We start from the raw sequence: 13,072 nt of genomic DNA, 5'->3' as shown, positions 1-13,072 counted from the left end.
CTCTGTGTCAATCAAATGGCAACTCTTCCATGGAAAGCCGTTCTTGCGAAACTATCAAGCATGCGTAGGGCAAGCCCTCATTTTCGTACTCAAACTCGCCCCGCTGATTGTCAATTGGATCTGCCCGCAATTGCATTTTCACTGGCTGAAAATCTGCTTGAATTTCACTATTTGCGACCATTCTAAAAACATCTAAATTGCCGAAATAATGATTCCACCGCTGTCTATCGCCGTCTCGATAAGCACCTCCGCCAAAAGACAAATCCGCAAAGAGCCAGCCGTACGGTTCTATATAAAATTGTGCCCAATCATGACAGCCTGTATAATGTGTAGAAACATATAATCCCGATTGCCATTTGGCTGGTATCCCTGCAATCCGACAAAGCGTGATAAACAAAATCGCTTGCACGCCGCAGTCACCTTTTAAATTAGTTGCAGCATACTCTGAAATATTGGAAATTGTAAAATATTCACGCATGAAAGAATACTGAATCTTTGTCGTCACAAAGTCATAAATCAAGCGTGCCTTTTTTAAGGGATTATTTTCATCGCCTACAAGATCATCTGCTAAATTTCTTAAATAAGGCGTGAATCGAATATGCGGTAACTGTTCCTCTAAATCAAAGCTTGGTTGCATTTTGTCTACGTTATTTTCTTCTAACTGCTGGTAAACCATCCGATTAACATAACAATATTCAACTGTAAACGTTTGATTTTCTTTTAAGATTGTTTCAAAACACAGTGTTCGTTGCGGCGCATCTTCTGCCGCAATATAGGTGGCCTCAGGTGACGTAGCCAGAATTTCAATTTCTGATTGTTGTTGACACGCTTTGGGCAGCGGCAAATGGACACGAACACGCTCACCTGAATGTTCAAATTCTTTTTTCACCTGAATAGTGGCTTTAATTGTTGTTCTCACTTTTCTACCACCATTTTTTTGCATTTGTTCGATGTTCTCTTTTAGTTCTTTTTTGCGGAGAATTTCTAATTGATTGCTTTCTGCTTCTCGCAAACGTGCAACATATGCCGCATTTGTTTTAATTAAATTGGCCAAAAATCGAAGTTGGAAATACGGTTCACCGTCAATATAAACCCAGTCCACTAAACCCGTTTCTTTTAAACGAATTAATTCCTCTGTTTGATAATCCTGAAAAGTATCTCTCATCATTTGATCAGCTTTTGCAAAGCTATGAGGATACTCATTCATACGCATCATTTTAATGACATCTTTTTCAATTATCAGACGTTCTTTTAATGCCTGCGGAAGTTCTTTTGTCAACCAAAAATCAATGGCAGTATCCGCACTTGCAAAATCGCCAAATTCCTTCACCCTTTGAATTTCCTCAGGCAAAGGAACACTAAGATACTTTAAATCATACTTCATTTTCTTTACTCCTTTTTTAATGAGAAATACCTAATCCGGCTGCTTCTCCTAATTCCAATAATGGTTTTGCTTCTAAGGATACGCCCCCAGTTACGGGCGCAGTTTCTAAACCGAATGTCGCATCTAAATCTGCTCGTGTGATATTCTTTTGAGCAGCAGCTAAATGAGCAGCAGCCGTGATGCCAATGGTTGTTTCTTCCGCCATGCAACCAATCATGCATTCGATACCTGCTGTTTCACAAATCTGATTAATTTTCAATGCTTCATGAATGCCGCCACACTTCATTAATTTTATATTGATAACATCGACTGTGCCTTTTTTTACTAATTCCAACGCATCTTGGGCATCAAAACAGCTTTCATCAGCCATAATTGTCGTATTGACTTGTGAGGTAACGTATTTTAGGCCTTCTAAATCGCGCCTTTTAACTGGCTGTTCCACTAACTCAATTTGATAATCTGCCAATTCTTGAATCGCTTTAACTGCATCTTTGGGCGTCCAAGCTTGATTCGCATCTAAGCGGAGCTTGATATTAAAGCCAACTGCTTCACGAATCGCTTTTACTCTTGCAATATCAGCTTCAATTCCTGTTCCGACTTTAATTTTTAATGTATCAAAACCTAGTTTGACTTTTTCGACGGCTTTTTGTGCCATCACATTTGGTTCATCAATACCTAGTGTGATATCCGTTATCACTTGGTTATCATAGCCACCTAACAATTGATAAAGAGGCAGTTGCGCTTTCTGACCCATCAAATCATAACAAGCAATATCGATTGCTGCTTTTGCGGCTGGAGCGAAAGCAGATATTTTATCCATGACTTCATGAATTTTCTCAATATTAAAGGGGTTTAAGCCAATGATTGCTTGGCCAAATAATTCGATCGTTTCCAACGTGCCAGCCAACGTTTCACCGGTAATAAAAATGCCGGGCCCTCCTTCTCCATATCCAACTAATCCCTCTTCTGTTTCAATTTCTACAATTGCGCTATCCGCCGATTCAATCGTCCCCAAAGCAATTGTAAACGTTTCTTTCAGTTTGATTTTCGATGCCCTAACATGTACCTGCTTAATTTTCATAAAATCCTCCCTTTAACATTTTTAATTAATTGAAAATTCAGTTTTTTAAATGCTACAAAATTAAATTTTGATTGTTATCGAACATTCTAAACTCATTATTTTCTAATGTCAACAAAATAATGAGATTAAGATTAAAATAATATGAAAATCGAATTTACGAGCTCTTTTATAAATCAGTAAATTCCAGAACATGTGAGATACTTCTCATTTACAAACATCCTTAAAAAAGGTATGATAGTGAAGAGGCAACTTGCAAAGGAGTAGAAGACGAATGAGTGAACAACCTCAACAACGCTCAACCGAAGAAGTTGAAGCAATCAAAGAAGATATTTTAACTGCATTAGAAACAGTGATTGACCCTGAATTAGGCATCGATATTGTTAATTTAGGACTAATTTATGAAGTTGAATTTGCAGAAGAAACTGGTGATACTGTCATCAAAATGACCTTAACCACAATGGGCTGTCCGTTAGCAGATGTTTTAACAGAACAAATCCATGGTGTTTTAAAAGATATTCCTGAAGTGAATAATATCGAAGTAAAATTAGTCTGGTACCCTGCATGGACAACGGATAAAATGAGCCGTTACGCACGAATTGCTTTGGGTATTCGCTAGTTATTTCGAGACTTTGACTAATGATAAAAACCACCTGAAAGAACTAATCGGTCAGTTCTTTCAGGTGGTTTTTTATTTGACTAATAGTTTGGTAGTCCAACTTTATTATTTTTCTTCTCAAGCACTTTAAATTTAGCTAAACGAGTCAAACAAAACAAGACATGGAATCATAAAAATCCATGTCTTGTTAGTCGGGTGCTGTTTTTACCGCAGGACAGTTTTCTTCCAAAAATTCAAAAATACTACTGTAATAATTTTCAGGTTCGTAGACACTTGAAGATAAATGTGGTGCTTTAGCAACAATGAGGCCTTTTTTTATCCCTTGAGTTGCCGCTAAATTTTCTTCAAACATCGTCATTGGAACAAAACGATCACCTGTGCCATGAATAAAAAATGTTGGCAACGTATTTTTGTGTAATTGCCTCACAGAAGAAGCGGTTTTCAATTGAAAGCCATAGTTATTTAATGCTAATTGATTAGCAATTGTTAAAATAGGAAAAGCGGGTAAATGAAAAGATTCATGTAGGACATATTTAAATTCATCATAAACAGAAGTGTAGCCACAATCCACTATTAATCCGCGAACATTCGTTGGTAACTTTTCACCACTTGCCATCATGACGGTAGCCGCCCCCATGGAACCTCCCACTAAAATAATTTCTGCTTCCATATCAATGGCAAGAACTTCACTAATCCAACTTAATAAATCTAACCGATCCAACCATCCCATCCCAATTTTATTCCCTGAACTTTTCCCGTGCGCACGCAAATCGGGAACTAAAACATTGTAACCTTCTTCTGCAAAACGTAATGCAGTATATGCCATATCGCGTTTTCCGTTTGAACGATAACCATGCACACAAATCGCCCAACGATGGTTATCTGGATAAGGGATAAAGCACCGCGCATACAATGTTTCGTCTTTAATTTTCAACCAACGATCTTCAGCAAAAGACTCTGTCCAAAAAGCTTCGCCTTCTTGTTTTTGTTGTTCTTCTATTTTTGTGTATCTTGTTTCCCGTTCTTGAAAATTATCAGGATTTAATAACCGATGCCCTTTTTTATGATACCAAGGATTGTCTTTAATCAAAGCGATTTTCAAAAAATAATTGGCAATGTAAAAAGAAAAAACAACGCCAATCATTGCAAAAATGATCAGTAACCCGAGGAGCCATTTCATCTGCAAATCACACCCTCTTCTAAAGTATTTCCTTCTCCATTTAATATACTATGGATCTTTCATTTCTGAAAGAAATCACCCTTACATTTTGTTATTTTTTGAAAAAAGCAGCCGTCTCAAAAAGAGGCGGCTGCTTTTACTCTATCAACAATCCAACGTTGTCATATCTTCATATGTCTCACGGCGAGCAACTAATTTTGCTTGTCCATCTTCGACAAAAACCACTGCTGGTCGAGGATTTCGGTTGTAATTACTTGCCATTGAATAACCGTAAGCCCCCGTACTACTGATGGCCAATAAATCCCCTGCTTTAACTTCTGGCAATAAAATATCTCGAAGTAAGACATCGCCTGATTCGCAATATTTACCAACCACCGTGACTTTCTTGACTGAATCATGCCCATCACGATTTGCTAGAAAACCATCATAAACCGCTTGATACAAAGCAGGCCGTATATTATCACCCATGCCACCATCGACGGAAACAAAATGACGAACGCCAGGAACCTCTTTTTGCGCGCCAACTGTATAAATCGTTGTGCCCGCTTCGGCAATTAAACTGCGGCCTGGTTCAATCCAAAGCTCAGGCAGTGGATATCCGAATTGTTCACAATGACCTTTCAATGAATCAACAATTTTTTCAACAAACGTTGCTGGTGCTAATGGCTCATCTTGCTGCGTATACTGCACACCAAAACCACCACCCATATTTAAAACACGTGCTGTAAATTGATGGACTTGCCGCCAACCTTCTAAAATAGTAAACATTTTTTCAACAGCTGCTAAAAAGCCTTCCACAGCAAAAATTTGCGAGCCAATATGGCAATGGACCCCTTGTACATCAAAAGAGGGATTTGATAAAAGGCGAACGAGTGCTTCTGTTGCCTGCCCACTTGCAACATCAAAACCAAATTTTGAATCTTCTTGGCCTGTCAAAATGTAATCATGGGTTTCTGCATCCACGCCAGGACTCACCCGAAAAAGAACTTTTTGTGTTTGGTTTCGTGTAGTTAATAATTCTTCCAACAAGTCAATTTCGTAAAAATTATCTATGACAATAGTACCTATTTTGTTATCCAAAGCGTAACGCAATTCTTCAGGGGTTTTGTTATTTCCATGGAATTCAATTTCTGCTGGCTCCATCCCCCCTTTTAAAGCTGTGAATAGTTCCCCACCAGAGACAACATCACAAGCAATATCTTCTTCTTTTAACACTTGATAAATAGCTAAACAACTAAATGCTTTACTTGCATAAACCACTTTATTTTTGATACCTAATTGATTTAACGTTTGTTTAAAACCACGTGCCTGCGCGCGAATATGAGCAACATCATAGACAAATAACGGCGTCCCGAATTTTTGTGCCAACTTTACGGTGTCACAACCACCGATTTCTAAATGATTTTCCCGATTCATTTTTGCTGTACCAAATAACATTTTTTCTCGCCCCTTCATTTTGTTTTATTAAAAATCATAGCATAAAACCCAGTAGCTTCCTATAATTTTCCACATTTTTCTCGGACTTTCTCCTGTTGCTTTTTTTCGCTAAATAGCCTACAATAATTGGCATACAGATAAAAAACCTTTATTAACAAGACTTTAATCTTTTTAATTGAAATTGGTATATACGAAAAAGAAAGAAGGCAGATGACTTGGCTACACTGAACCGCGATCAACAAATTGAAGAAATTATTAATTTAGAAGCAATTTTGAATTTACCAAAAGGAACAGAACATTTTGTCAGTGATCTACATGGTGAATTTGAAGCCTTTGACCATATTTTAAGAAATGGTTCTGGACGAATCCGGGAAAAAGTTCAATTTTTATTTAAACAAGAATTAAATGCCCATCAGATGGACGAGCTTTGTTTTATTATCTACTATCCCGAAGAAAAATTAACACTTTTAGAAAATGAAAGCGCCCTCTCTTATGAATGGTGGCTATTAACGATTCGCCGTCTGGTTGAAATCGTTCGTTCTTCTTCGATGAAGTATACACGTTCTAAAGTTCGCAAAGCCCTTCCTGAAACCTATGGGTATATTCTCGAAGAATTGATTTATCAATATGATGAAACAACAACCAAAAACGGTTACTATCAACAAATTATTGAAAAAATTATTTTACTAGGTGAAGCCAAACGTTTCGTGACAGAATTAGCTTATCTAATCCAACGTCTGATTATCGATCACCTACATGTTATTGGGGATATCTATGATCGGGGGCCAGCACCCGATAAAATTATGGACCGATTAATGTCCTATCACTCCTTGGATATTCAACTAGGCAATCACGATATGATTTGGCTGGCTGCTTATAGTGGTTCACTGGCTTGTTTAGCCAATGTAGTACGTATTTGTGCTCGCTATGGAAATTTAGATTTGTTAGAAGAACGTTATGCTATCGATTTAACCGCCTTAAAAAAATTTAGTTTAGAAACGTATAAAGAAAATCCTGCTTTTGCACCCAAGAAAAATCCCTATCGTGCGTTAACTGAAGCTGAAAAACAAATAGCGATGCGTGTGCAACAAGCCATTGCCATTATTCAAGAAAAACTAGAAGGCCAAATTATTGGTCGACGTCCTGATTTTAACTTGGCACATCGGCTACGCTTAGATAAGATTCAAGGGGAAACTATTACTTTTGACGAATGTCGTTATACATTAATTAACAGCTGTTTCCAAACCGTTTCTGAAGAGCAGCCTTACCAATTAACACGTGAGGAAAAACAGATAATTGATGATTTATTAACGCAATTTCAGTCTTCGCCGCGGTTAACAAAACACATGCGCTTTCTAATGGAAAAAGCTTCTCTTTACCTTGTGTATAATCAAAATTTATTGATCCACGGCTGTCTGCCTCTGAATGCGGACGGTACTTTTCAAGCTTACGCATTTAAAGGCCACTCCTATTCAGGAAAAGCTTTAGTTGACTTCTTTCAGAAAATGTTAGAAGAAGCATACGCTCAGCCTGCTATTACAGATGACTATGCGACAGATTGTTTATGGTATCTTTGGTGTGGCGAAGGTTCCTCATTATTTGGTAAACGAGCCATGAAAACCTTCGAGCGTTATTTTATCGCTGAAAAAGAAACACATCACGAAGAAAAAAATCCTTATTATTCTTTGCGTGATACGGTTGAAGTTTGTGAAAGAATCCTAGATGAATTTGAAGTGACTGGTGAAAATCGACATATCATTAATGGTCATACACCAGTTAAACGAACAAAAGGCGAATCGCCAATCAAAGCAAATGGCACGCTTCTCGTAATTGACGGCGGCTTTTCAAAATCTTATCAGACAATTACTGGAATTGCTGGTTATACATTATTGTACAACTCGTTCGGGTTACAACTGACCGCGCATAAATCTTTTTCTAGCAAAGAAACAGCCATTTTAAATAACCAAGACATTCATTCTATCAAACAAGTCATCGATCGCCCCTTACAGCGGCTATTGGTGAAAGACACCACCATCGGCAAAGAGCTATTAAAACAATCGCAAGCACTTCAAAAACAAATGAAACAAAACCAGTAGTGCTGCTAAAAAGAAGCTTGCGCTCTTATCCGAAAAATGATTAAATGGAGGAGTTGAGAAAAATATCTATTAGAGAAACGGAAAGGGTTTTACATTGAAGAAACAGCAACTCTCACTTTACGGCACCATTTTCTTTCTTTGCTTTTTCCTAATTGTGGGCTTCTTCTTCTCAAGTCGTGGCGAAGATTATGCCAAAGAATCTGAACAAAAAGTTACAATTGATTCCGCCAAACATGAGAAGCATACAAACAACAAGGAAGAAAATAATTCAGCAAATACAGTTTTTTTTGATAAAATAAATGATCTGCTCGTCGCTTCTGTCAAAGAATTTGAAGGAACGGTCGGGATCAGTTATTTAGATTTGGAAACTGGCGAACAACGTTCCGTGAATGGCCAACATGAATTTTATACAGCTAGTACCATTAAAGTGCCATTGACGATGTTAGTCGCCGACATGGTTGCTTCTGGTCAAAAAAAATGGACAGACCTGATTCCCTATGATGCTGAAGAAGATTATGAAGAAGGAACTGGGATCATTGCCTATAATATCCAACCAGAATATCCATTAAAAACGTTACAAGAATATGCCATCACCTATTCTGATAATATCGCTAAAAATATGCTCTATGACACATTAGGTGGTGATGCAAAAGCAAAACGAGAAATGTATCAGCGTTATTTGCACAAGACACCTTCGATTGAAGAACCACAATTTTCTTCGGAAGATGCGCTTGTTATTCTACAAAAATTATATACTGAAAAAGCAACGAAACCAGATTACCAAGCGATTTATGATTCTATGAAACAAAGTGTTTTCCATGAAAGAATGGAAACTCCCACAACTCAAGGGAAAGTTGCTCATAAAATTGGTTCCTATGATGAATTTATTCATGATATGGGGATTTTAGAAACACCTCACCCCTTTGCTTTAGCAATTTTTACTAAGGGACCTGATAATGCTAAGAGTTCTGCATTTATTGCTTCAGTGACAGATAAACTTTGGCAATTGCAAGTGTCTGAATATCCTAATCAATAACAGTAAAAAAATACCCTTGGTTTATTAAAACGGCTTAATAAACCAAGGGTATTTTGCCTATTGTTTGTTATTATTATCCGTTTGTACAGCCAACAACTTCGTAAAACGCTCTGCCAACATCTGGTGAGCATCTATTTTTTTGGTTCCTTGTGCTTTTACTGCAAAACTAGCAAAGTTTAAGTCAGCGCCAAGCAATTGTAACGCACCGTTGCCTAAATCTCTTTTTTAAGAGCTTCAAGTCCATCTTCGATAAACTGGTTACTTTCATCTAAATGACACTCAGGAAGATATTTCACACCATAATAATAACGTTTTAAATTCAGAATGATTTACAATTCAGTGCAATCGCTTTGCGGCGTTCTTCATTTTTCATTTTTTCCACTCCCTTTTTTATTAAAAACGAGCACGAAAGCTACCAACTGACTTCGTACTCGTTCTTTCTAACAACTAATTTTCTTTGTTCATGCTTTTAATTTTAATTAAACGTGTAATTTCGCCACGTTCATTTTCTTCTAATTTCATTTGAATGTAGTAAATTGTTTCTTCTAATTGTGGGATTGTCATATACTCTAAGGCGTTAACACGACGACGCGTTTTTTCAATTTCTTTTGATAATAATTGGCATGTCTTTTCAACATTTGCAAGTGCTAATAATTTCGGTAAAATGCTTGAAATTTTAGCAAAAGCTTGATCAAGCTCACTGTTTGAGTTGACATAGCCATAGTCTAAGGGCGCTTCTTGAACCGATTCATCGTAATCAAAAATCATTTTAGGAACTGGCACACTTAAGATGTTCTGTTCAATAATTTCTAATTCAACTTTTTCGGCTGGAATTGCCACTAACTCTTCAATAAAGGCTTCGTTCAACGTTGCGTTTGCCAATACAAAATTTGATAACGCATCCGTCACTTCTTGTTCAACCTGAATACGTAACTCATTGTTTTCTTTGACTAGCGCAATAAACCGTCGCATCAATTCATCTTGTTTGTCTTTCAGCAACTTATGACCTCTCGTGGCCGTAGTTAACTGTTTTTTCAATCGGGAAAGTTCCATACGGGTTGGATTAACATTTAATCGAGCCATTTTTCTACTTCCCTTCAGTTAAATATTGATCGAGCATATCCTCTTTAATTCGTTTTAGTTCTGTTCTCGGTAGCATACTTAATAGTTCCCACCCAAGATCTAACGTTTCTTCAATCGAACGGTTTGTATTAAATCCTTGGTTGACATATTCTTCTTCAAAACGTTGGGCAAAAGCTGCGTAGATTTTATCGACATCGGAAAGAGCTGATTCTCCTAAAATGACCGCTAATTCTTTGGCTTGTTTCCCTTGTGCATAGGCTGAGAACAATTGATTCATCGTCGCTGCGTGATCACCGCGCGTTTTGCCTTCGCCAGTTCCTTTGTCTTTAAGACGGGAAAGTGATGGCAATACATCAATTGGTGGTTGGATACCGCTCTTATACAGTTCCCGGGACAAGATAATTTGCCCTTCTGTAATATAGCCAGTTAAATCGGGAATTGGATGTGTTTTATCTTCCTCAGGCATCGTTAAAATAGGAATCTGCGTTACGGAACCTTTTGAACCACGAATTCGGCCTGCCCGTTCATATAACGTTGCTAGGTTCGTGTAAAGATAACCTGGGTAACCACGACGACCTGGAACTTCACGACGTGCTGCTGAAATTTCTCGCAACGCTTCGCAATAATTGGTCATATCCGTCATGATAACTAAGACATGCATGCCCTTTTCATAAGCTAAATATTCAGCGGCTGTCAAAGCCATTCTAGGCGTTGCAATTCGTTCAATGGCTGGATCATTTGCTAAGTTCATAAACAAGACTGAACGATCAATTGCGCCTGTTTGGCGGAAATCTTCCATAAAATATTCCGCTTCTTCAAAGGTAATCCCAATCGCCGCAAAAACCACGGCAAATTCTTCTTCACTATTTAACACGTTGGCTTGTCTAGCAATTTGCGCTGCTAATTCTTTATGAGGTAAGCCAGAAGCTGAAAAAACAGGTAATTTTTGGCCGCGAACTAAGGTATTTAAATGGTCAATCGCTGAAATCCCTGTTTGGATGAACTCATCAGGATAATCACGAGCAACTGGATTGATAACTTCGCCGTTAATATCTAATTTTTTCTCAGGTAATAATTCTGGTCCATTATCTTTTAAACGACCTAAGCCGTCAAAAACGCGCCCCATCATATCTGGCGAAACCCCTAATTCTAAAGGATGTCCCAGAAAGCGAACTTTTGAATCACGAATATTGATATTACTCGTTCCTTCAAAAATTTGGACCATCGCTTTATCTCCATTGATTTCTAAAACTTGCCCTTGGCGAATTTCGCCATTTTGCATGCGCACTTCAATTAATTCTTCGTACTTTACGCCTGCCACTTTTTCAACAATCATCAGAGGACCAACGACTTCATTGATTGTGCGATATTCTTTAATCATTCGTCATTCCTCCTTCAGCAATGATTTCTTTTACCGTTGTTTTAATTTCTGCTTGTAAACGATCCAATCTTTCTAATTCTTCTTCTGGTAAATACTTGCTACGAGCAATGCGATCACGGATTTCAACTGTTCCCGCCATTAATTCAGAGAAATAAGTGCCTAAACTTAAAGCTTTTTGACCTTCTTCACCAAAAGTTAGAATCAATTGCAACATTTTCGCTTGTTTGCTTCGAGAAGTGAACGTGTCCACGTCATCAAAAGCATTTTGTTGCAAATAGTCTTCCCGTAATGATTTAGCTGTTTCCAACGTTAAACGGTCTTTATCCGACAAGGAATCAATCCCAACCAAGCGAACAATTTCTTCCAATTGAGATTCCTCTTGTAAAATCCGCATCCCTTCAGCTACCATAGCGGCCCAGTTTCCTTGCAATTCCAAGTCCAAATATTGCCCTACTTCTGTAGAGTAAAGAGAATAACTTTGTAACCAGTTAATAGAAGGAAAATGACGTTTTTGTGCTAGCTGGGAATCTAAGCCCCAGAATACTTTAACAACGCGTAACGTATTTTGGGTGACAGGTTCTGATATGTCCCCGCCAGATGGTGAAACCGCACTAATCGCTGTAATGCTTCCTTCACGATGGTCTTTTCCTAATGCGATTACTTGTCCTGCTCGTTCATAATATTCAGCTAAGCGGCTACCTAGATAGGCTGGATAGCCTTCATCACCAGGCATTTCTTCCAAACGGCCACTCATTTCTCGTAACGCTTCCGCCCAACGAGAAGTAGAATCCGCCATAATTGCGACTGAGTAACCCATATCACGGAAATATTCTGCAATGGTAATCCCTGTATAAATCGAGGCTTCCCGGGCCGCTACCGGCATATTTGACGTATTCGCAATTAAAATCGTCCGATTCATCAAAGACTCACCAGTTGTTGGATCAATTAATTCTGGAAATTCATTTAAAACATCGGTCATTTCATTCCCGCGTTCCCCACAACCAACGTAAACGACTAAGTCGACATCGGCCCACTTGGCAATTTGGTGCTGAACGACTGTTTTTCCAGCGCCAAACGGTCCTGGAACTGCTGCCGCGCCGCCTTTTGTGATTGGGAAAAAGGTATCAATTACGCGTTGTCCGGTCACCATCGGTACTTTGGGACTTAGTTTTTCTAAAATGGGACGTCCCCGCCGAACCGGCCATTTTTGCATCATGCTAAAACTTTCTGTTCCTTTAGCTGTTTTCACTGAGTAAACTGTTTCATCAATGGCAAAGTCCCCTGCTTTAATTTCGGCAATCGTTCCTGAAACGCCGAAAGGCACCATAATTTTATGTTGAATAATCGGTGTTTCTTGAACCACACCGACAATGTCACCTGCCGACACTTCTTCACCAACTGCCACAGTCGGTTCAAACGTCCATTTTTTCTCACGATTTAACGCATCAATTTTAACGCCACGGCCTAAAAAGTTACTGTGGGTTACTTCTTGAAATGTATCCAATGGTCGTTGAATACCATCAAACATTTCGGCAATTAAACCTGGGGCCAATTCAACAGATAACGGTTCTCCTGTTGAAATAACGGGTTCTCCTGGTCCAATGCCTGTTGTTTCTTCATATACTTGAATCGAAGCGACGTCGCCTCGCATTTCAATAATCTCTCCGATAACGCCTAAATCTCCTACATGACAAATGTCTTGGATACTAGCATCTGACATGTTTTCAGCTAAAATCAAAGGACCTGAAACTTTGACAATTTTTCCAATTTGCACGCTC

Annotated in this window: 10 protein-coding genes and 1 pseudogene; 3 read left to right on the top strand and 8 right to left on the bottom strand. The window is 38.4% G+C overall.

Going from position 1 to position 13,072, the window contains the following annotated elements; all coding sequences use genetic code 11:
- Positions 1-7 precede the first annotated feature (7 nt).
- Both IGL49_RS05900 and IGL49_RS05895 read right to left on the bottom strand, forming a co-directional pair.
- Positions 8-1,384 (bottom strand): transglutaminase-like domain-containing protein, encoded by a 1,377-nt coding sequence (locus IGL49_RS05900; RefSeq protein WP_104854717.1) that lies wholly within the window; start codon positions 1,382-1,384, stop codon positions 8-10.
- A gap of 16 nt (positions 1,385-1,400) precedes the next feature.
- Positions 1,401-2,465: a dipeptide epimerase gene (locus IGL49_RS05895; RefSeq protein ID WP_104854718.1), complete on the bottom strand. Its 1,065-nt coding sequence runs from the start codon at positions 2,463-2,465 to the stop codon at positions 1,401-1,403.
- Positions 2,466-2,736: 271 nt separating this feature from the next.
- Between IGL49_RS05895 and IGL49_RS05890 the strand changes: the two genes are divergently transcribed.
- Complete coding sequence (locus IGL49_RS05890; RefSeq protein ID WP_002357660.1) at positions 2,737-3,081, top strand: metal-sulfur cluster assembly factor; 345 nt, start codon at positions 2,737-2,739, stop codon at positions 3,079-3,081.
- A gap of 187 nt (positions 3,082-3,268) precedes the next feature.
- On the opposite strand, the gene IGL49_RS05885 is transcribed toward IGL49_RS05890, so the two are convergent.
- Positions 3,269-4,261, bottom strand: a complete 993-nt coding sequence (locus IGL49_RS05885) for an alpha/beta hydrolase (RefSeq protein ID WP_164982888.1) — start codon at positions 4,259-4,261, stop codon at positions 3,269-3,271.
- A gap of 144 nt (positions 4,262-4,405) precedes the next feature.
- Positions 4,406-5,716: a diaminopimelate decarboxylase gene (lysA, locus tag IGL49_RS05880; RefSeq protein WP_164982865.1), complete on the bottom strand. Its 1,311-nt coding sequence runs from the start codon at positions 5,714-5,716 to the stop codon at positions 4,406-4,408.
- A 197-nt stretch (positions 5,717-5,913) separates the two neighbouring features.
- Here lysA and IGL49_RS05875 point away from each other — a divergent pair, with 197 nt between their 5' ends.
- A complete protein-coding gene (locus IGL49_RS05875) occupies positions 5,914-7,794 on the top strand; it encodes a fructose-1,6-bisphosphatase (protein WP_104854721.1) in 1,881 nt (626 codons plus the stop codon).
- Between the two features lie 154 nt (positions 7,795-7,948).
- Positions 7,949-8,830, top strand: coding sequence for a serine hydrolase (locus IGL49_RS05870; protein ID WP_174108243.1), 882 nt, complete (start codon positions 7,949-7,951; stop codon positions 8,828-8,830).
- A gap of 57 nt (positions 8,831-8,887) precedes the next feature.
- Here IGL49_RS05870 and IGL49_RS05865 read toward each other — a convergent pair.
- The 4 genes and pseudogenes from IGL49_RS05865 to IGL49_RS05850 form a co-directional block, all read right to left on the bottom strand.
- Positions 8,888-9,203 (bottom strand): annotated as a pseudogene (locus IGL49_RS05865) (hypothetical protein).
- Positions 9,204-9,277: 74 nt separating this feature from the next.
- Positions 9,278-9,913 (bottom strand): V-type ATP synthase subunit D, encoded by a 636-nt coding sequence (locus IGL49_RS05860; protein ID WP_002357673.1) that lies wholly within the window; start codon positions 9,911-9,913, stop codon positions 9,278-9,280.
- A gap of 4 nt (positions 9,914-9,917) precedes the next feature.
- Positions 9,918-11,294, bottom strand: coding sequence for a V-type ATP synthase subunit B (locus tag IGL49_RS05855; protein ID WP_104855026.1), 1,377 nt, complete (start codon positions 11,292-11,294; stop codon positions 9,918-9,920).
- Positions 11,287-13,068, bottom strand: coding sequence for a V-type ATP synthase subunit A (locus IGL49_RS05850; RefSeq protein WP_164982866.1), 1,782 nt, complete (start codon positions 13,066-13,068; stop codon positions 11,287-11,289). Before IGL49_RS05850 ends, IGL49_RS05855 begins: the two co-directional genes overlap by 8 nt.
- Between the last annotated feature and the right edge of the window lie 4 nt (positions 13,069-13,072).

This window comes from Enterococcus sp. DIV1337a, from assembly GCF_051712285.1.
GTDB classification, from domain to species: Bacteria; Bacillota; Bacilli; order Lactobacillales; family Enterococcaceae; genus Enterococcus; species Enterococcus faecalis.
The sequence above is the reverse complement of the archived record's forward strand: the minus strand, read 5'-3'. Positions and strand labels throughout refer to the sequence as shown.

Coding starts and splice junctions, on each gene's coding strand:
- IGL49_RS05900 (WP_104854717.1), bottom strand. CDS start 1,384: ATGAAGTATGATTTAAAGTATCTTAGTGTTCCTTTGCCTGAGGAAATT.
- IGL49_RS05895 (WP_104854718.1), bottom strand. CDS start 2,465: ATGAAAATTAAGCAGGTACATGTTAGGGCATCGAAAATCAAACTGAAA.
- IGL49_RS05890 (WP_002357660.1), top strand. CDS start 2,737: ATGAGTGAACAACCTCAACAACGCTCAACCGAAGAAGTTGAAGCAATC.
- IGL49_RS05885 (WP_164982888.1), bottom strand. CDS start 4,261: ATGAAATGGCTCCTCGGGTTACTGATCATTTTTGCAATGATTGGCGTT.
- lysA (WP_164982865.1), bottom strand. CDS start 5,716: ATGAAGGGGCGAGAAAAAATGTTATTTGGTACAGCAAAAATGAATCGG.
- IGL49_RS05860 (WP_002357673.1), bottom strand. CDS start 9,913: ATGGCTCGATTAAATGTTAATCCAACCCGTATGGAACTTTCCCGATTG.
- IGL49_RS05855 (WP_104855026.1), bottom strand. CDS start 11,294: ATGATTAAAGAATATCGCACAATCAATGAAGTCGTTGGTCCTCTGATG.